The organism is Pedobacter sp. AC464, assembly GCF_979253075.1.
On sequence record NZ_CEEDBV010000001.1, the window covers coordinates 1,295,655 to 1,317,301 of the forward strand.

A 21,647-nucleotide genomic window follows, 5' to 3' on the forward strand; every position below is an offset into this window, starting at 1 on the left:
TTATTAGAATTGAACATTTAAACCAATATTATAAACCCTTGATGTTGGGTAAAGCGCCTGTAATGGAAAGGCCGTATTAATGGTATTCACGTTTTCAGGGTCTACGTAGAACTTATATTTAGTCCACGTGTAAAGGTTTTGACCCTGTAAAAACAGCCTTACGTTTGCCAGTTTTAGTGCAGAAGACCATTGTTTTGGAAAATTCCACGCAAACTCAACATTTCTTATTTTCAGATAAGCAGAGTTTTGAAGGGTGAAATCATTTAAAGCATAATTAAGCGATGCTGTTCCCCTTGCGTGTAAAGCAGGCCAGTCAGCATTTGCTGCGTTTGCCGGAGTCCATGCATTAAGCATAAAGTCGTACATCTGCTGACCATTGTTCTGCTCATTAAGAATTACATTCGAGCTTACGTGGGCAACTCCCTGAAATAATGCCGAAAGCGTAAAGCCTTTATAAATAATCCTCGGACTAAAGCTGTATACATACTCCGGCGTGTTTGTGTAGCCGATTTTGTCTTGGTCTAAGCTGGTAATTACACCATCACCATCTAAATCTTTAAACTTTAAATCGCCTGGAATTGGATTATAGCCCTGCAATTTGGGCGAAGCAGCAATATCGGCAGCCGATTGAAAAAATCCGTCTGTTTTGTATCCGAAATACTGCCCAACACTCGTACCCTTCCTTGCAACAGAAAAAGGCAAACCGTCCGGCTCATCGTTTTCAATAATCTTATTTTTTGCATAGCTAAGCTGTGCGTTCAATCCCACCGTAACGCTACCGATTTGCTTTTGATAATCCAGTTCTACCTCGTAGCCTTTATTATAAACAATTCCCCTATTCAGGTTTGGATAACTGTGGCCAAATAAAGCAAGGCCACTAAGTGGTGTCGTCAGAATGTCTCGTCTGGTTTCATCGAAAAAGTCGACCGTTACCTTAAAGTTATCTTTTAGCAAACGGGCTTCGAAGCCGATATTGCGTTTTGTGCCAGTTTCCCAGGTTACGGCCTGATTACCCAAAGCATTAATTGATGCACCAAAAAATTGCGGGTCGCTTATCCACAAAGTGGGATAACTTGTAATTGAGTTTGGATTACCAAAAGGAGCTGCCTGAGCGCTGTTTACCGGGTTGGTAGAGTAATTGGTTAAAAACAGGAAACGATCGTTCGAAATCCTGTCGTTACCAACAAGGCCGAAACTACCCCTTATTTTAAGGTACGTTAAAATATTATTCTTTTTCCAGAATGGTTCATTAGTTAAAGTCCAGCCAGCAGATACAGCAGGGAAAAAACCATAACGCAAACCTTCAGCAAAATTTTCTGAACCATTATAAGAAGCGTTAAATTCAGCAAAATAACGCTCATCGTAGTTATAAGTCACGCGACTGGCAACACCCTGCGAAGCTCTTGGTGGCGCTGTAAAAGCAGTTGTACCAGTCGATTTTATTAATTGCCTGGTACCCAACAATAATGCGCTTACACCATGTTTTCCAAAACTGCGGTTATAATCAAAACCGGCCTGAAGGTTCATGTTTGTGCTGCCTTCGGTAACACCGCCATCTTGCACAGCGCCTAAAGGCTCATCACGGTTTCTTGTATCTGTTGATAAAGTTGCCTGGCCGGTTGCCGGATTATAAACGTAGGCAGCCCAGTTCGCGTTTCTTCTTTCAATATTTGAGTAATAAGAATCGTAACCGAAAACAGTTTTGAAACCCAGGCCTTTGGTAATAAAATCAAGCTTGTAATTTAAGTTGAATGTACTTTCAATGGTGTTATTCTCATCATTACGGGTTCCAAATCTGGTTAACACCGCATAAGGATTCCAGATGTTTGTTCCGATATTCGGGTTGGCCGTTATTCGTCCATCGGGCAAAGTTACCGGGTACGCATAAGAAGGAACCTGAAGGATCCGGGAAATCATACCTTCGATAGTATCGTAAGAAAACGCAGACGATGATCTTAAACCTGCAGGCTGGTAACGGTCGGCAAATCTGCCGCCGAGTTTAATGCCCACGGTAAAATCTTTATTAAGCGTTAAATCCACATTCGAACGGAAATTGTACCGGTTATAATTTGGAACGGTATTAATGCCATATGGCGATTCGAACTTTTTGAAAATACCATCCTGAAATGCATAACCTGCAGAAACGAAGTATTTCGCAACTTTTGTTCCGCCGTTAATGTTGATGTTGTGCTGAGTTTGAGTGTAATATTTTTTAGTCAGGTAATCAAACCATTGTACATCTGGAAAACCAATCGGGTCTGATTTATCTCTGAATTTTTGGATGTCAGCATCAGAAAAATAAGGGGTTTTACCATCGTTAATATAGGATTGGTTTAATAACGTGGCGTTTTCCAACGATGGCAAACCAACAGCTAAACCTGTATAAGTTTGCAAGGCAAAGTTTCCGGTATAAGTTACTTTAGGCGCACCAATTTTACCTTGTTTAGTGGTAACCACGATGATACCATTTGCGCCACGGATACCGTAAATGGCTGTAGATGCGGCATCTTTCAGCACCGTAATGGTTTCAATTTCATTGGCATCTACATCAGAAAAGCTGGGCCTTTCCACTCCATCCACCACAACAATGGCCGAGTTGTTAACGCCATAAGTTGCCACGCCCCTAACTTTTAGTTGTGCACCATCAGCGCCCGGTTGCCCGCTGGTTTGCACGGCTAGCAACCCAGGCAAACGCCCAATTAAACTATTGGTTGGGTTAGGCGTAGGCGATTTCATAATCTCCTCGGTGCTTATTTGTGCAATTGCACCTGTTAGGGTCGATTTTTTCTGAGCACCATAGCCTACAACGACAACCTCGTCAAGTCCCTGAGAATCATCTTCCAAAACGACAGTTAAGGTTGTTTTGCCGTTTACTGAAACTTCTTTAGTTACAAAGCCAATGTAAACGAAGGTTAGAACCGCATTTTCATTCGCCCGAATGGCGAACTTGCCGTCGTTGTCTGTTACGACTCCGCCAGGCGTGCCTTTTACGCGAACGCTAACACCGGGCATGGTAACCCCTTTGTTGTCTTTTACTACCCCAGAAATCAGCGACTGCCCAAAGGCGGAAATCGAAAATGTGGTTAGAAAAAGCAATACACACAGAATTTTTGACCGCTGCGTTCCTGAGAACGGTGCGACTAATAAAATCCTTTTCAGAAAGTAAAGTTTATCCATAATTATTGTTGTTATTTAATCTATCTGGTAAAAATTTTTAGGCATAGTTTGGGCATGGCCATAATAATACTGAAGGACTAAAACCATCAGTCAGAATATTAGAAACCTAATTTTAAATCGCTTTTGGCTTTGGCTTAAAATGGAAAGAAAGCTTTCGTTTTTATAAGCTCAAATCGCCGAATGGTTGGATTAATCTGCCTTAAAATCGTAACATTTTGGATGCAAAACCGGCCTTTCGGTTGCTCTGGAATTTGGTAATTGATAAGCGACAGCTTTTGGGACTGAGTTGATATGGATTAATTTCATCTTGTTTACTTGGTTAGTTATTGATAGCGATAACGAATTTATAAAAGCTTGAATCATAAAAGCGTTTCTAAATACCCAAAAACGCATATAATTCGGTTCTAATAGATTTCAAACGTTTGAAATAATTTGCTTTTTTTTTCTTATCTATGCATTGAGATTGGAAAAGAAGATGAATAATACCCCTGTTACGCTTAAGTTCTTAGCTGAAAAGTTAAAGATGTCAGTATCAACAGTATCAAAGGCCTTAAATAATTACCCAACTATTAATGAGTATACGAAGAAGCGTGTACAGGAAATGGCCCGCGATTTACATTTTACCCCTAATAAATCGGCTATAAACCTAAAGGAACGGAAATCAAGAATTATTGGGGTAATATTGCCAAATCTGCTCGATCACTTTTTTACGAGAAGTATTTACGGTGTGGAACAGTTTGCCACTCAAAACGGGTACAATATCATCATCAGCCAATCGCACGATGATTTGCAGAAAGAGATTCAATCGGCTAACATGCTTTTAAGAAGTCGCGTTGACGGCCTTATCGTTGCAATTTCGAAAAACACCCAGGATTTTTCACACTTAGATCAATTTGAAAACCTTGGCATTCCGGTGGTTTACTATACGCGTAACCCGAGCTTTAACCTAAATTGCCATAAGGTTTTAGGCAATACCTTTCAAGGTTGCTACCAGGCCACAAAGTTTTTAATAGATAGAGGGCATAAAAAGATTGCCTACATCGGTGGCCCAAAAATGATCAACTTTACGCACGACCGGTTTAATGGCTATATCAACGCCCTTAAAGATAATGGCCTTTCGTTTGATGCGGATTTAGTCGCGTACACAGATTTCGATAAGGAAAATACAATTTCAGCTATAAAAAATCTGTTTGCAAAACCAGCAAATAACCCCACGGCAATTGTAGCCTTTAAAGAACCTATTCTTTTTGATGCCATTAAATACCTTCGAAACATTAAACACCCAAACATTAACGAGATTGAATGTGTTGGTTTCGGAAACAACTCCTTTATCAGCTATCTCGATTCGCCACCTGTTGCCTCTATAGAAGAAAACCCGGAATCAGTTGGTGAAAACGCAATAAGCCTGTTACTTAAGTTAATCAATAAAGAAATCGACCTGGACAATTACCAAAAGATAATGGTGGATTGTAAACTTGTTGTTCATGAGGATTAAAATGTTAAAATCTATTTTTGCCATAACATTTAAATAGCATTAAATTTGCGATGAGAAATGGCATTATATTTTACATCAATTAATTCTGGCAGTAACGGCAACTGCTACTATGTTGGAAACAGCAATGAAGCGGTATTAATCGATGTCGGCATTTCCTGTAAAGAAGTCGAAAAAAGACTTTTAAGACTCGGCTTATCAATAAGCAAAATAAAGGCAATTTTTATTTCTCATGAGCATAGCGACCACATTAAAGGCCTCGCAGTGTTATCGAAAAAATATAGCCTTCCAGTTTACATCTCAGCTAATACGCTAAAGAGCAGCCGGTTACTTTTAAACGAATCGAACACTTTTTCTTTCAAGCATTTAGATACCATTTCCATTGGTGGCTTAAAGGTTTCTGCATTTTCCAAATTTCACGATGCGGCAGATCCTTATAGTTTCACAGTTGATTTTAGTAATGTATGTGTTGGCGTTTTTACAGATATCGGCACAGTTTGCGAGCGCTTGGTTAAACAGTTTAAACGGTGCCATGCCGCATTTCTGGAAGCAAATTACGATACAGAAATGCTTCAAAATGGTAGCTATCCTTATTATTTGAAACGCAGGATAACCAGCGGAAGAGGCCATTTATCAAATAAGGAGGCTTTGGCACTTTTTCAGGCACATAAACCTGAATTTATGAGTCATCTTTTACTGAGCCACTTATCTAAAGACAACAACGACCCAGTTTTAGTTGAGAATTTATTTAAAGCGGTTGCAGGTAAAACTTTTGTTAGTGTCGCCTCACGATACGAGGAAAGCCCGCTTCATTACGTCAGTGCTGAACCGCTTTCAGCCGAAACTTACAATTTCAACCCGCTTCTGCATCAACCTGCACAACTTAATTTATTTTAAAAGTTGCAAGCTGAAAATACCAAATACTTGGTATTGTTTTAACGCAATTATTTAGAGAGGTTTGTTTCGTTAGGAATAAATCAACGGGACGATTTAAATTAACACTAAAAGAGATTAATTAATTTTAATCTCTTTTTTTTAAAACAAATTAATTGCTTGATGGTTATATTAAAACTTCATAAATAGTTTGTTTGGTTTATTGGGGCTTATGGATTTAAGCCCCTTTCTCTTTTCCAAACCTGTTTCATTTTTTTTTCAATACTGGTAACACTGGCCGTTTAGGAATTGCAGCATAAATACGCACTTATCACATCAACTTAGGTATTAAGCTTTAAAAAAGTTTAAGTTCTTTTGTGCTTGATTTCGGTTGTGCAAAAACGTTTAATATGCTAAAAGATACATCTGAAATGAATTAAATTTACAGTCGGCACGACTATAACATATTTTATACGATAATATAAATAGCTTTTTGCTATATTTGAATTGTACGAATTAATACGCAAAATTAACGTCAAACCCTATTAAACAAATGCAGTGGTAGTAATTAACAAGACTGCCAGTGAAATAATTTAAGTCAACTACTCTCTATCATGATTGACAATCTCAAAATAGTACCGGATTTACAGAATTTACGCAATAAAATTTTATTCAGAAATTATTGCAGAGTAATTGTAGCGTCTTTAAAACCTCAAATCACTCATTATCAAGTCTGCCACTTGTAATTTAAATATTTGTGTATAAATTTCACATTTTTTAGATTTAGCAAGAGCACATTAAGTTTTAATATCAATTCATCTCAATTAACCAAAAGATGTTTTTAGCACAGCAAGAATTCTTAACTGGAAATATCAATATTAGTCTGAATAAATTAATCAATGATAGTGTAAAGCTAAATAGTAATGCAACCGCCCTGAGTTTTAATGGCGTCAGCCTTACATATTCAGAATTAAACGCAAAAGCTAATCGGCTGGCTGCACTCCTGATTGAAAAGGGCATTAAAGTAAATAGCAAAATCGCGTTAACAACGGAAAGGTCGGTTGACGTGATTATTGCTTTACTTGCAATCATCAAAACGGGAAGCGCTTATGTACCGATAGATATTAGCTACCCTTCGGAAAGAGTAACGTTTATATTAGACAATTCCGAAGCATATTTTTTTATGATTTGCAGAAAACATGAAGCAAAATACGCAAACCTTTCTTCTAAAACGCTTTTTATTGAGGATGCTATAAGAGACTCAGCCGGGTTTCCAGACGAGAATCTGGACATAGAAACCCAAAAAAATAGTTTAATTTACATTTTGCATACATCAGGTAGCACCGGAATTCCTAAAGGTGTATGCATGGGTCAGATGGCTTTGATAAATCTTTTACTTTGGCAAAAAGAGCACTCATTGGCTGGGTTTGGAACTAAAACCTTGCAATTCTCTCCGCTTAGTTTCGATGTTTCCTTTCAGGAAATTTTTGCGACCCTAACTATCGGAGGGCAGCTTGTATTAATCTCTGAAGATTACAGGCTTGATGCACATATGCTATTGAAGCTCATAGACGGACAAAAAGTTAACAGAATATTTCTTCCTTTTGTAGCATTGCAATCTTTAACCGAAACCGCAGTTGTCAACAACATTTATCCTCAGTCTTTGATCGAGGTAATGACAGCCGGTGAACAACTGAAAGTTACGCCGCAGGTCGTCAGCTTTTTTACAAATATTCCAGGTTCGGTTTTATTTAATCAGTATGGGCCAACTGAGGCTCATGTGGTTACCGAATTGAAGTTAACGGGTTCGCCTGCCGCATGGCCTGCCCTTCCAAACATCGGAAAAGCCATTTTCAATACCGAAATATTAATTCTTGACGAACAGCTAAATAAAGTGGCTAACGGCGAAATAGGCGAATTGTGTATCAGCGGCGTTTGCCTTGCAAATGGCTATTTAAATTTACCAGACTTAACTTCTGAAAAATTTGTTTTTTTACCAGAATCCAGAACCAGAATTTATAGAACCGGCGATCTAGCCCAAATTCTTTCAGATGGAAATATTGAATTTTTGGGAAGAAAGGATCTGCAAGTCAAAATTAGAGGGCACCGGGTAGAGCTTGGAGAAATTGAAGTGGCTGTGGCTCACCATCCAGACATTAGTCAGGTAGCAGTTCTGTTGAGAGAAGACTTACCGGGAAGACAAATTTTGGTTGCTTACGTAATCGGTGAAGAGAAAAATCTGGAAACGAATGGATTGAAGGATTGGTTAGCCAAATCTCTGCCTGAATATATGTTACCTGATTCTTTCATGTGGTTAAATGCATTTCCGAAGACGACAAGTGGTAAAATTGATAGAAAACTTTTGCCTAAACCTGAGTTGAAGCGCCCACAAACAAATGTTATTTTTAAAAAGCCTTCTACCATAATAGAAATTGAGATCGAAAATGTATTTAAAAGCATCTTTGGATACGATAGCATAGGTTTAGAAGATAACTTTTTCGAAATCGGAGGAAATTCATTGCTTGCACAGAAAGCTGTGGCTGCTATTAAATCATCTTTAGGCTACAACATTCCCGTTACGAAACTATACCAATTCCCAACCATTTCGGGTATTGTAAATTCTTTAGAAAAAACGACTACCAGGAGAAATTACGGCAACGTGGATGATTTTTCAAGTAGCTCGAAAGACATCGCAGTTATCGGGATGTCTGCCAGGTTTCCCGGTGCGAACACCATCGAAGAATTTTGGAGTCTCCTAATTGAAGGAAGAGAGAGTGTGACTTTCTTTTCAACAGCAGAACTAGACGAAAGTGTAGACGAGGAATTAAAAAATGACCCGGCTTATGTAAAGGCTCGGGGAATTATAGCAAATGCTGACCTTTTTGATGCATCTTTTTTCGGTATTAACCCTAAACTTGCCGAATTAATGGATCCCCAACAAAGGATCTTCCTAGAAATTTCTTACGAGGTGCTTGAAAAAACAGGCAACTTATCCTCAGATAAGAAAATCGGTGTGTTTGCGGGGGCAGGAAATAACACCTATTATGAAAATAATGTTTTACAGCATCCAGATTTAATAAATAACCTGGGTAAAATACAAGTCTTATCCGTTAATGATAAAGATTACATTGCCTCACGTACGGCTTATCATTTAAATTTAAAAGGTCCGGCAGTAAGCGTAAACTCGGCATGTTCTACTTCGCTGTTAGCAATCGCTAGTGCGGTAAATAGCTTGCGAGCAAATCAGTGCGAACTTGCAATTGCAGGTGGTTCGAGTATTACAGCCCCGATAAAAAGCGGCCATATTTATCAGGAAGGAAGTATGCTGAGTTCTGACGGGCATAGCAAACCTTTTGATGATCAGTCGACTGGGACTGTTTTTAGCGACGGTACTGGTGCCGTTCTCTTAAAGAGACTTGATGATGCCATTAGAGACGGCGACAAAATAATTTCCGTAATAAAGGGGGTTGGTGTAAATAACGATGGTTTCGGAAAAGGAAGCTTTTCCGCACCAAGCAGTGAAGGCCAATCTGAGGCAATCTCTTCCGCTATTATAGATGCGGGAGTACATCCAGCAGAGATTAGTTATGTTGAAACACATGGAACGGGTACCCCCATCGGCGATCCGATTGAATTTGAAGGTTTGGTTGATGCATTTGGAAATCAGGAAAGCAATAATTTCTGTGCGATAGGTTCGGTAAAAAGTAATTTCGGTCACTTAACTCATGCTGCAGGCGTTGCCGGATTTATCAAAACCAGTCTTGCCCTTCACCACAAAAAAATCCCGGCATCACTGGGTTTTGAAACACCAAACAGAAACATAAACTTCAAGGATAGTCCATTTTTCGTAAATGATAGACTTTCAGACTGGGCAGCATCGGGTAAAAGAACTGCTGGCGTAAGCTCATTTGGCGTTGGAGGAACCAATGTACACGTGATACTTGAAGGATATGATATTCCAACAGATGAACCTACAGAAAAAATGCCTGCCGAACTTATCACATGGTCGGCCAATTCAGAGCATAGCAGAGAGCGCTACGGCATTGCACTGAATAGTTTCTTAAATTCAAATCCAACCACACAGCTTTCTGATGTAGCTTATACACTGCAAACAACGCGTAAGAATTTTAAATACCGCCAGTTTATTGTAGCCAACTCAACAAATCACTTAACAGAATTACTGGCCCAACCAGATGTAATTAATGATAAAGTAGTTAAAGAACTACCACAGGAAATTGTATTTACGTTCCCTGGGCAAGGTGCACAATATGTAAACATGGGCATTGAACTTTATCAGCAAGAGCCAGTTTATGCAGCTGCGATAGACGAATGTGCAGGTTTGCTAAAAAAATACCTCGATACAGATATTCGTTCTTTAATTTTTGTTGATGAGCCTTCTATCGAAGCTACTGAAAAGTTAAAAGATACCAAGTACACTCAACCGGCTCTTTTTGTAACAGAATATGCCTTGGCGAAACTCTGGATGAGTTGGGGTATCACTGCTACCCTGTTTTGTGGCCATAGTATTGGGGAATATGTAGCAGCGCATCTTGCAGGCATTTTTTCACTGGATGATAGCTTAAAGCTAATCTCAGCGAGGGGAAAGCTAATTAGTAATTTGCCTGTCGGTGCAATGTTATCAGTTAGGGAAAGTAGCGAAGTTGTGTCGAAAATGTTGTCAGCTGATTTATCCATCGCGGCGATAAACAGCCCAAAATCGTGTGTGGTTGCAGGTCCGACTGAACAAATCGCAGAACTTATTAAGTTTCTTGATAAAGCCGAAATTGCAAATAAAGAACTTTTTACGGGCCACGCGTTCCATTCTTCAATGATGGACCCCATTCTACCGGAATTCGAAAAAATTGTTGCAGAGGTTAAGCTTGCGGCGCCAAATAAAAAAATCGTTTCTACCGTTACAGGCAAACTGTTAAACGATCAGGAAGCTCAAAGCGTTGAGTATTGGACCATGCATTTAAGAAAAACCGTTTTCTTTTCAAAAGCTATTGAGACAATACTTGAAGGAGATTTACCTTTATTTCTTGAGGTTGGTCCTGGCAATGTAACCTCAACGTTGATTAAACAAGTTGCCGCCGGCCATTCAACCAAAGTTGCTGCTGTTTCAAGTTTGTCTTTTAAAGAAACCGAATACGCCAGTATGTTAAATGCACTGGGTACGATGTGGATAAATGGTATCAGTCCTAACTGGTCAGACTTTTATGCCGGTCAGTCTCGCAACATTATAGACTTACCAAGTTATCAATTCGACAAAAAGCGGTATTGGGTTGATGCTAAAAAACAAGAACCCACCCCAGCTAATTTTACCCAAGTTACGCAAGCGGACACGCCAAAAAATACAACTAACATGCGAAAAAGTAATCTGACAGAAAAAGTTAAGCAAATATTAGAAGATGCTTCAGGTATTGAAATAAACAATGCCAACTTCAAAGCAAATTTCCTGGAGTTGGGCTTAGATTCACTTTTGCTTACTCAAATTGCAATCTCTCTCAAAAAGGAATTCAACCTTCCAATCACCTTCAGAAAACTAAATGAAGAATATTCTTCAATAGATACATTGGTTGATTATCTGCTTATCAACACTGCTGATGATGAACCTGTGGCGTCATACCCTGTGGCCAATTACCATCAAAACGCACCAAATGGCAGTCAGTTTACTGAAGTGCAGCAAAACAAAATGCCGGCAATGGTAAATGATGGCGCCCTCAGTTTGATTGCCCAGCAACTGGAAATATTGTCTAAACAGGTGATTCTTCTTCAAGGCGGCAATATTAATACAACTTTTCAGCAGGTATTGCCGAGCGAAATTAACAAGCAGCCTGCGAAGTTAGAGGAAAAGAAACCGAATGATTTTTCGCTTTCTAAGGAAGAGACAGCCGAAATTCAAAAGCCATTTGGTGCCACCCCCAAGATTGAACGTCTCTCTACCGAGCTTAATGCAAAACAGGCAGATTTCATCAACAACCTAACCTCAAGATATAATAACAAAACTGCAAAAAGTAAATCCTTCACTGCAGATAGCAGAGCTTACATGGCAGACCCAAGGGTTGTTTCGGGATTCAGACCGGCAACCAAAGAACTCATCTATCCTATTGTAATCAACAAATCTGCAGGAAGTAAGCTTTGGGATATCGATGGCAATGAATACATTGATGCTTTAAATGGTTTTGGCTCGAGCATGTTGGGCTATCAGCCTGAAGTTATAAAGGCAGCAATGCATGAGCAAATCGACAAAGGTTACGAAGTTGGCCCTCAGCATGAGCTGGCTGCCGAAGTAAGTAAGTTGATATGTGAATTTACAGGTTTCGACCGGGCTGCACTTTGTAGTACAGGTTCTGAAGCAGTATTAGGTTGCATCCGTATAGCGAGAACTGTAACAGCCCGTTCACTTATAGTAGCATTTACAGGTTCTTATCATGGCATCATTGATGAAGTTTTAGTTAGAGGAACTAAAAAACTAAAGTCTTTCCCCGCGGCAGCCGGAATTATGCCTGAAGCCGTACAAAATATATTAGTATTAGATTACGGAACGGATGAATCTCTGGAAATCATCAAACAAAGAGCTGCTGAAATTGCTGCAGTACTTGTTGAGCCTGTGCAAAGCAGAAGACCTGAATTCGTTCCGATAGAATTTTTAAAGAAGGTTAGGCAAATTACGCTTGATGAGGAAATTCCATTGATTTTTGACGAAGTAATTACTGGTTTCAGGATGCATCCGGGTGGTGCGCAAGCCTTATTTGGCATCAAGGCAGATCTTGCTTCTTATGGTAAAGTTATCGGCGCAGGTGTTCCAATCGGTGTTATTGCTGGTAACCGGGAGTTGATGGACGCCTTAGATGGTGGACATTGGGAGTATGGAGATCAGTCTTATCCGGAAATCGGCGTGACTTATTTCGCCGGAACCTTTGTCAGGCATCCTTTAGCTTTGGCATCAGCGAAGGCTTCTCTAAATTATATGAAAGAAAAAGGACCAGCATTGCAAGAGGAATTAAATAAAAAAGGTGCTTACCTTACTAAAGGTATAAATGATGCATTTGAAAAAAGAAAACTGCCGATTTATGTCGCCAATTATGGCTCTCTTTGGAAAGTGAAATACCATGAAGAAATTCCTTACAGCGAGTTGATGTTTACACTGATGCGGGAAAAAGGAATTCATATTCTTGACGGATTTCCATGCTTCATAACAGAAACGCTAACATACGAAAACATAGACACAATTGTTAGTTGCTTCATAGAGAGTATGGATGAAATGATTAAAGCTGATTTTTTTTCCTCAACGAATCAATTAAATGGCAATTTTGTTGCAGATGAGGTTGTTGTGAGTGCAGATAATCCACCGGTTGCGGGTGCCAGACTCGGTAAAGATAAAGAGGGAAACCCTGCATGGTTTATTCAGGATCCTAATCAGAACGGAAAGTACCTTCATGTTAAACTTACATAATTTTTCATGACGGAGACTAACTTTATTGAGGTGGATTATAATCCTTTCGAAGAAGGAAAGGAGATTGAGAAGGTTATAACACTAAACGAATCTCAAAAAGAGATTTGGTTATCATGTATTATTGGTGGTGATACAGCGAGTTTGGCTTACAACGAATCTGTTTCACTAAAACTAACCGGACGATTTAATTTCTCAGCCTTTCAGGATGCTGTAAAAATGGTTACATCTCGCCATGAAGCTTTGAGGGCAACTGTTTCTAAAGATGGCGAGAACTTAATCGTTTACAATAAAGTTGATGTTGAAGTTGTTTTCAGTAATCTCTCGCACGTAGGGTCACAATTATTAGATCAGGAACTAAAAACTTTTGTACAAAAAGAAATCAGCATTCCTTTCAATCTTTACGAAGGTCCGCTGCTAAAACTATTTGTTCATAAACTTGATGATGATACGCACTACTTTACTATCATCATCCACCATATCATCGGCGATGGGTGGTCACTTGGCATCTTCCTGGAAGATTTGAGCAACTGCTATAATGCATGTTTAAGTGGAATCAAATTGCCTCTTCAACCTCCAGATCAAATAAGTAAATATGCGCTTGAGCAGGTTGCTTTTATTCGTAGCGAAGAGTACAAACAAACCCAGCAGTTTTGGCTAGATCAATATAAAGACGATGTTCCGGTTTTAGATATGCCATTAGATTTTAGCCGTCCGGTAAATAGAACATACCAGGGCAAAAGAAATGATTATATTGTCGACCCTGAACTTTACGAATCTGTAAAGCGCCTGTCAGTAAAATCAAAAAGCAGCGTGGTATCGACTTTAATTGCTGCGTTTGAAGTTTTTCTATACAACCAAACCGGCCAGGAAGATATTGTTTTAGGTTTACCAGCTGCTGGTCAACTGGCATCAGAAAACTTGAATTTAATTGGTCATTGTGTAAATTTATTGCCTCTAAGAAGTAGAATAGATCCAAACGCCTCATTTATAAACTACTTACTAAATAGGAAAAACGAAATACTGGACGCCTATGATCATCAAAGGCTAACCTTTAGCGAGCTGTTAAAGAAATTAAATGTTAAGAGAAATAAGGCCAATATTCCTTTGGTCCCTGTTGTTTTTAATGTTGATAGAGGAATGGATGATGCGGTTAGTTTCTCGGGCTTAAGCCATCAAATTATATCAAACCCAAGAGTATCGCAAACATTCGAAATCTCGTTAAATGTTAATGGTTCAAAGGATTCGATGATTTTTGAATGGGCATACAACACGCAATTATTCACTTCTGAAACAATAAACAGAATGATGGATGATTTCGTTTCCCTGCTCATGGTTGTTTCCGAAAATCCTGAGACATTAATAGCCGACACCACTGCCAATATAAACCCGTTTCCAGACATAACGCCGGCAACGCTAAGTTTTCCTCAAAACCTTACTATCCTCGATTTATTTGAACATGTTGTTGCGACCAAAGCAAATGATGTAGCAGTTGTATGCGAAGGTAAATCACTCACCTACAAGGATTTAGATGCCAGAGCAAACCAACTTGCTAATTATTTAGCAAATAAAGGTTTAGAAAACAATGCACTGGTTCCAATTTGCATTCATCCATCATTAGAAACCGTTATAGGCATAATTGCGATATTAAAAGCGGGCGGTACTTATGTTCCGATAGATCCGGAATATCCAATTTGCAGGATAAAGATTATTATCGATGAAATAAAATCTAATCACATCATTTGCGATAAGGTCATTGCTAAAAAACTCAATGAATTAGTTGGTCAGGAAACAATCCAGATAGATGATGAAAAAACGCCTGTCTGGCAAGAAAATACGTCAAAACCACCCTTGGTTTCTAACCCCGATGCTTTAGCTTACATCATCTACACTTCTGGTTCAACAGGAAACCCTAAAGGAGTTATGATTCCGCATGTTGCCTTAGCTGACTATCTATTTGGCTTAAGAAGTAAAATCTCTGGTTTGAAAGACTGTAAAAGCTTTGCGCTTGGTTCTTCAGTTTCTACCGATTTGGGCAACACTACCCTATTCAGTGCTTTAACTTTAGGCGCTCAACTTCATATTTTCGCAAAAGATAGATTCAATAATACCGATTATATCCACCGGTATTTTACTGATAATCAGATCGACTTCTTAAAAATAGTGCCATCGCAATGGAAGTTTCTAATGACTCAACAACGATTGTTGTTGCCTAAGAAAATTTTAATGTTTGGTGGCGAAGCATTACCCGCAGAATATATTAAGCTGATTAACGCTTCAGACGCATCCTGTCAAATTGTAAACCATTATGGCCCAACAGAAACTACAATAGGTAAGTTAATTCATTTGGTTGATAAGGATTTTAATTACCCTGTAATTATACCCATTGGTAAGCCTTTCTCGAATACTACCATCTACGTACTAAATAAGAATTTAAAAAACTGCCCTGTAGGTGTTCCTGGCGAACTCTATATTGGTGGTTTGGGTTTAGCAAAAGGTTACTTAAACAATAGCAAACTGACTGATAGTGTCTTTGTGAAAAACCCAAATAGTGATGTTGAGGAAAGAATTTACAAAACCGGAGACTTGGTTAAATGGTTGGCTGGCGGAGATATTGAATACTTGGGAAGAATTGATGACCAGATTAAAATCAGAGGTAATAGGATAGAATTGGGTGAAATTCAGAATACGCTGCAAAAACATCCAAATATAAAACAATCGGCAGTTTTTGCGGTAGAAGTTGAGCAAAACGAAAAGGAGCTCGTTGCCTATTTAGTGCTTAACGTCAGTTTTGATAGGGACAATGTGGTGCAGTTTTTAAGGAAGCAGTTGCCAGAATACATGGTTCCTAAAATTTACATGGAATTGGATAACCTTCCCTTAACATCAAATGGTAAGGTAGACAGGAAAGCGCTACCCGAATTTAATACCGGAAATCAGTCAGATGTTAACGATATAATTGAGCCACAGAACGATATGCAGGCACTTGTTGCTGATATTTGGTCTAAAAATTTAAACCTTGAAAAAATAAGCATAAAAGACGATTTCTTCGAACTCGGTGGACATTCGATGATTGCTATAAAGGTAATGGTAGAAATTGAAAAGCAAACAAACTTGAGGTTGCCACTGTCAATCTTATTTGATAACTCTACTGTAGAAAAGTTTGCACTGCAGTTAAATAAATCAAAGCAGGATATTAACTGGGATTCTTTAATTCCGATAAAATTATCTGGTTCAAAAGCTCCACTATACATCGTCCATGGGCAAGGCATGAATATTATTGTTTTCAAGCCACTTGCTAAAGAAATAGATGCCGAACGACCGATTTACGGCTTGCAGCCAAAGGGTTTAAATCCTGAAATTGAACCGCTTGAAACAATTGAAGAAATTGCTGCAGATTACATTAAAGAAATTATTGCTAATAATCCTAGCGGACCTTACTTAATCATGGGCTACTCATCTGGTGGCACAATTGCATTAGAGATGTCCAATCAAATGGCAAAAATGGGCAAAAAGGTTTCATTTTTGGGTCTGTTGGATACCTATTTCGATGGGGAAAGCTATCTTCAGCTGGCTAGCAAAAATAATCATAAGGAGATTATAAACTGGACATTTAAGTTTGTTGGATTCGGCTTCGTTTATCTGTTCAGGCATCCCAAAGAATTTTTACGCCACAAAGTCAGCTTTACCTTTGGTACGATGTATAATTTATATAAAAAGATTAAGCCGATAGAAAAAGATTTATCAAACCCTAAATATGTTTTAAGCAAAATACAAAGTGTACACGCAAAAGCTTTCCATAAGTATAAAATTAAAAAATACGATGCAGATGTACACCTGTTTAAATCAAACGACATTTTATTGAGCTACATACCACACGCTAAAACAAATGGATGGGCGCCTTACATAAATGGAAAATTAACTTTGATCGATATCCCGCTGGAACACCTTCAATTTTTTAAACCTGAATATGTGAAGATTTTATCAGACAAATTGAATGCAGTTCTACGGAGTATCGAGTCTTGATTTTCAGAAATTGAATAAGTTGATACACAACAATGTATTTTGGAATGATTATGAGGAGCATACGCTTCTAAACAAAGACTGCGTAAATATTTTCAAAATTTCAATTGATAGCTATCAGGCAATAAAAGATATCAGCAAACTGATCTTAACTGATGATGAACTTAAAAAAGAAGCAAGATTTATTCAGGAGAATGATAGAAAAAGATATATTACCGGTAAGGTTTACAGTAAATTGCTTGTGGCAAAAATGTTAAATAAAGATCCTGCAGATGTACATTTCGAATATAACAGGTACAAAAAGCCATATATAAATGGTATACATTTTAATATAAGCCATAGTGGAGATTGTGTTATGTTAGCGATAAGTACTGGTGTGGTTGGCATCGATATTGAGCACATCGATCCAAATTTAAATTATGATGAATTAAGCAAGCAATGCTTTAGTGAAGCGGAGATTAATATGATAACAGATTTAGATATATTCTATCTATTCTGGACGCGAAAAGAGGCATTACTAAAAGCAACCGGCGAGGGTTTGACAGACGATTTACCTGCGATCAATTGCACGGAAGCGCTCGTAGAACGATTTGGTGTTTTTTATGAGTTAAAAAGTTTCAAATTAAACGAAGCATACGTTTTAAGTACAGCATCAACAAAACCTAAAAGCATTTATCAATACTGGTATTTAAAACATTGAACTGTACCATAAATTTTCCTAATAAAAATTTATACTGCACCAAATATCATTAAAACAGGAAACACTTAACCTAAAAAATTTAATTATAATTGTATCCCAAACTTCAGTTTCATCCCATGGAAATTCAAAAAGTTGATAACATTACGCACCAGGAATTTATAAAAAATTTCTACGAACCAGGTATCCCGGTAGTTTTTAAAAATGCTTCAAGCGTATGGAAAGCTAAAGGCTTATTCTCTCCAGATTGGTTTAAGAATAACTATGGGGACAGGGTTTTGAAGAAAGAAGGTAAAACTTATACCATGAGTGAGGTTTTTGATTTGGTAGAAAGCAGCACTATTGAAAATCCGGCACCATACCCTTTAAAATACAATATCACGACCGATTTGCCTGAATTACTGCCGCTCATCCAACCATTAAATTTAAACTATGCGCTACCAAACTGGCTGGAGAGCCAATGGTTTAAGAAGGGTTATTGGGGTAGCGCAACAGAACTATTTATTGGCGGTCCGGGTGGTAAATTCCCTTACCTGCATTTAGATTATTATCATTTAAATGCCTGGATAACACAATTGTATGGAGAAAAGCAGTTCACAGTTTTCCCCCGCGGGCAGGAACACTTACTTTATCCGAAAGCTGACGACCCTTGGCGTTCAGAAGTCAACATTTTTGAGCCTGATTACGAAAAATTTCCTAAATATAAAGAAGCCACGCCAATAAACTTCGCAGTCGGCCCAGGTGAAACCTTATTTATACCATTTGGTACCTGGCACTCTGCCTATTCGCTTACTACCACCATTTCGGTAGCTTTCGATCAGTTAAATGAAAAAAATTACAAACCCTTTTTAAAAGATGTTTGGGATTTTAAAAGGCGTGAGGGAATTGTTAAGGCCTTAACAATGCATAGTTATGCATGGCTTGGCTGTAAAATTGGAAATAGCTTAAAATAAACCCAAGCTGCCGCGGCCAATAATACTGCGTTAAATTTATAATTCGTTCAAATTTCATATCTAAACCAAGCAAAATAATGGCTGCTCTTAAAGAAACTATAAAGAAAATAATAAAATTTCATCCCTACTCGCATGTTAAATCGCTTAAAAATTTAATACATGTTGGGTCAGAGCATCATGGTTACACCATTCCAGCCAATTTCCTTGATAAAAATTCCGTTTGCTATTGTATTGGCGCCGGAGAAGATATCTCTTTTGATACGGAACTAAAAGTCTTGTTCGATTCGAAGGTTTTTATCTTCGACCCAATGCCCGAGGGCATTAACTACTTCAAAAAATTAGAGGCGACATTAGCTAAAGGTGAAACCTTTGGGGTTTTTGATGATGAAAATTTTCTTTATAGACTAAATAGCAATCAGATACAGGAAATAACATACGTAAATAAAGGTGTTTGGAATGAGAAAACAACTTTAAAGTTTTATGCACCCCAGTTAGACAATTATATCTCGCACTCTGTTTATCTCTTTCAGGATTCAGGCGAATATATAGAAGCCCCTGTAGACCGTCTGTTCAATTTCATGAGAGAGTTTAACCATAAAACGGTTGATCTTGTTAAAATTGAAATTGAAGGCGCAGAATATACGGTTATCGATAGCATTGTAAAAGACAAACTTGATGTAAAAATCATTTGCGTTGAGTTCGATGAAGTTTATCACAAAAAAGATTTAGCCCATAAGCTTAGGATTAGGAAATCGTCGAATCAGCTCATGAAAGCAGGGTATGTTTTGGTACATTCAACTTATATGATGAAAAGAACTTTCATAAGAAAAGATGTTTTCGCAATGTTGAAATCGAAGGAATAGCAGATTTCTAAGTTTTCCGCAGCGAACGCTCCCAGGCGGCGCTTTGATTTTTCTTATAATATCGAACCATACCTGCCAATACTGCGTAGTTCATAATACAAAAATAGTAAGGTATAAAAAACGCCTTTATTTTAATGTTTCTACGCTCGAAAAACCAACCCAGCGCACTTAACAAATAGAATGCGACCTGAGCGGTTAAAATAAACTCATACAAAAATATGTCGGTTTTGACGACAATTAACAAATTGATCAGTACGAGTAAAATTAGAAGAAATGGAGTAATTGTCCACCTTAAAACCCGGTGCGATATATATTGAAAAGTAAGCACAGGATAATGAAATGGGTTAGCTGCTTTTTTTAACCTTAAAATGGATTGAATGCCTCCGGCCGCCATTCTTATTTTTCTTTTCAATTCTTCTTTTACATTCGCAGATGATGTTTCAGATGCATAAGCATTTGGTTCATAGGCGATGAGAAATCCCTTCTCAGCAATGCGCATGGCAATCATGTGGTCGTCGATGATCGTGTCCGACTCAACCGGTTGGTAAAGCGTTGTTCTGATGCTGAAAAGTTCTCCAGCCGCACCAACGTTTGAATACAGTTCGTAATCCCATTTCTTCAATTTCGATTCATACTTCCAGTAAAAGCCCTCTCCTGCCGAACTTGCATCAGCTAGTTCTTCAACCATTATTCTTTTCTCACCTGCCACAGCACCTACTTTTGGATTTTGGTAGTGCTTAACAAGTTCATTTATGGCTGCTTTATTTAAAAAAGTATTTGCGTCCGTAAAAATCAAAACTTCGTTCCGCACATAAGGCATGGCTCGCTTTATGGCAGCCATTTTACCAGTTCTGATGTTTTCATGCAGCAATTCCACTTCAGTGTATTTACTTATCCTTTCAGCAGTTTCGTCTGTAGAGCCATCGGTTATAAAAATAACCTGCATCTTATTTTTTGGATAATCTAGATCAAGTGTATTTAAAACTTTTTCATCAATAATATCTTGCTCGTTCCACGCGGCGATTAAAATGGTAACCGTAGGCAATTCGGCGTTAACGCTAAATGAAAACGGCTTTATAAAAAACCTTTTTATTTTGACCAGAATTAATAGTAAAAAACCGTAACCAACAAAAGTGTAAATAACGAGGAATAGCGAAATCCAGAAAGCTGTAATCATTTGGGATGTTTAAATTTTAAAACCTAACTTTTTGCTATTTTTAGTATTTGTAAAATTCCAGGCTAAGGCCCGAAATGTCCATTTCACCAAATCCAATCTATTTTTTAAAAGGTAGGTTATAATTTGCTTTGTACAAGCGATAAATATATAATATAAACTAAATAAAATTGTATTCGCAAAGCCGGTATTTTTTCTGATAAACAGCATCCGATTGCGGGTCATGAAATAGGTTTTAATTGCACTCTCCTTTCCTACGCTCATCGATTCTTTGTGGTAAATTTTTGTCTTCCCCGTAAACCAAATCTTTTTTCCTGCCTTTCGAAATCTTTCACACCAATCCAACTCTTCATAGTATAGAAAAAATTCATCGGCCATTAATCCAATTTTTTCCAAATCGACTCGCCTACACATCATTGCCGCACCGTGGCAATACGCTGTAGGTCTACTATCTTCATCAAACTGACCATTGTTACGTTGCATACTCCCGATACCATCATTTCTACAGGTGATGTAGTTCATGTCTGTGAAGCCTGCGTACTGAATAATTTCAGGTTGATCATAAAACAAAATTAAGGGAGATAATAACCCTATTTCGGCATTGCTTTCCATTTCACTAACCAAAATATCTATCGTATCAGCCGTAATCTCTGTATCATTATTTAAAAGCAAAAGGTAGTCACCGGTTGCTTTCTTTATGCCCACGTTATTTCCACCGGCAAAGCCGAGGTTTTTATTACAGCGTATGTAAATTAATTCCGGATAAATTGATTTATACTCCTGCTCAAACTCTTCCTTACTCCCATTATCCACAAAAACAACTTCTACATCATATCTAGAAGGATTTTGTTTCAAAGAATTTAGGAAATCTAGATTAACCTGGTGTTGATTGAAATTAACGGTGACGATTGATACAGACTTCATTATTGCGTAAAAATAATG

Annotated in this window: 10 protein-coding genes; 7 read left to right on the forward strand and 3 right to left on the reverse strand. The window is 38.1% G+C overall.

Annotation, left to right across the window (positions count from 1 at the left end):
* Nucleotides 1–3: 3 nt before the first annotated feature.
* A complete protein-coding gene (locus AC0IWT_RS05570) occupies nt 4–3,177 on the reverse strand; it encodes a SusC/RagA family TonB-linked outer membrane protein (RefSeq protein WP_471796349.1) in 3,174 nt (1,057 codons plus the stop codon).
* Nucleotides 3,178–3,652: 475 nt separating this feature from the next.
* Here AC0IWT_RS05570 and AC0IWT_RS05575 point away from each other — a divergent pair, with 475 nt between their 5' ends.
* The 7 genes from AC0IWT_RS05575 (at nt 3,653) to AC0IWT_RS05605 (ending at nt 19,531) form a co-directional block, all read left to right on the forward strand.
* The gene (locus AC0IWT_RS05575; protein WP_471796350.1) at nt 3,653–4,672 is read left to right on the forward strand and encodes a LacI family DNA-binding transcriptional regulator; all 1,020 of its coding nucleotides are present in this window, start codon (nt 3,653–3,655) and stop codon (nt 4,670–4,672) included.
* Nucleotides 4,673–4,729: 57 nt separating this feature from the next.
* Complete coding sequence (locus tag AC0IWT_RS05580) at nt 4,730–5,566, forward strand: MBL fold metallo-hydrolase (RefSeq protein ID WP_471796351.1); 837 nt, start codon at nt 4,730–4,732, stop codon at nt 5,564–5,566.
* Between the two features lie 811 nt (nt 5,567–6,377).
* Nucleotides 6,378–12,998 carry an amino acid adenylation domain-containing protein gene (locus AC0IWT_RS05585; protein ID WP_471796352.1) on the forward strand — a complete coding sequence of 2,207 codons (6,621 nt, stop codon included), beginning with the start codon at nt 6,378–6,380 and terminating at the stop codon, nt 12,996–12,998.
* 6 nt (nt 12,999–13,004) lie between these two features.
* Nucleotides 13,005–17,021: an amino acid adenylation domain-containing protein gene (locus AC0IWT_RS05590; RefSeq protein ID WP_471796353.1), complete on the forward strand. Its 4,017-nt coding sequence runs from the start codon at nt 13,005–13,007 to the stop codon at nt 17,019–17,021.
* The gene (locus AC0IWT_RS05595) at nt 16,993–17,718 is read left to right on the forward strand and encodes a 4'-phosphopantetheinyl transferase family protein (RefSeq protein WP_471796354.1); all 726 of its coding nucleotides are present in this window, start codon (nt 16,993–16,995) and stop codon (nt 17,716–17,718) included. Before AC0IWT_RS05590 ends, AC0IWT_RS05595 begins: the two co-directional genes overlap by 29 nt.
* Nucleotides 17,719–17,834: 116 nt before the next feature.
* Nucleotides 17,835–18,668, forward strand: a complete 834-nt coding sequence (locus tag AC0IWT_RS05600; RefSeq protein WP_056872584.1) for a cupin-like domain-containing protein — start codon at nt 17,835–17,837, stop codon at nt 18,666–18,668.
* A gap of 77 nt (nt 18,669–18,745) precedes the next feature.
* On the forward strand, nt 18,746–19,531 hold the full coding sequence (locus AC0IWT_RS05605; RefSeq protein WP_056872583.1) for an FkbM family methyltransferase: 786 nt from the start codon (nt 18,746–18,748) through the stop codon (nt 19,529–19,531).
* A gap of 7 nt (nt 19,532–19,538) precedes the next feature.
* Here AC0IWT_RS05605 and AC0IWT_RS05610 read toward each other — a convergent pair whose 3' ends face one another.
* Both AC0IWT_RS05610 and AC0IWT_RS05615 read right to left on the reverse strand, forming a co-directional pair.
* Nucleotides 19,539–20,708 carry a glycosyltransferase family 2 protein gene (locus tag AC0IWT_RS05610; RefSeq protein WP_471796355.1) on the reverse strand — a complete coding sequence of 390 codons (1,170 nt, stop codon included), beginning with the start codon at nt 20,706–20,708 and terminating at the stop codon, nt 19,539–19,541.
* 9 nt (nt 20,709–20,717) lie between these two features.
* Complete coding sequence (locus AC0IWT_RS05615) at nt 20,718–21,629, reverse strand: glycosyltransferase family 2 protein (RefSeq protein WP_056872581.1); 912 nt, start codon at nt 21,627–21,629, stop codon at nt 20,718–20,720.
* Nucleotides 21,630–21,647: the final 18 nt, after the last annotated feature.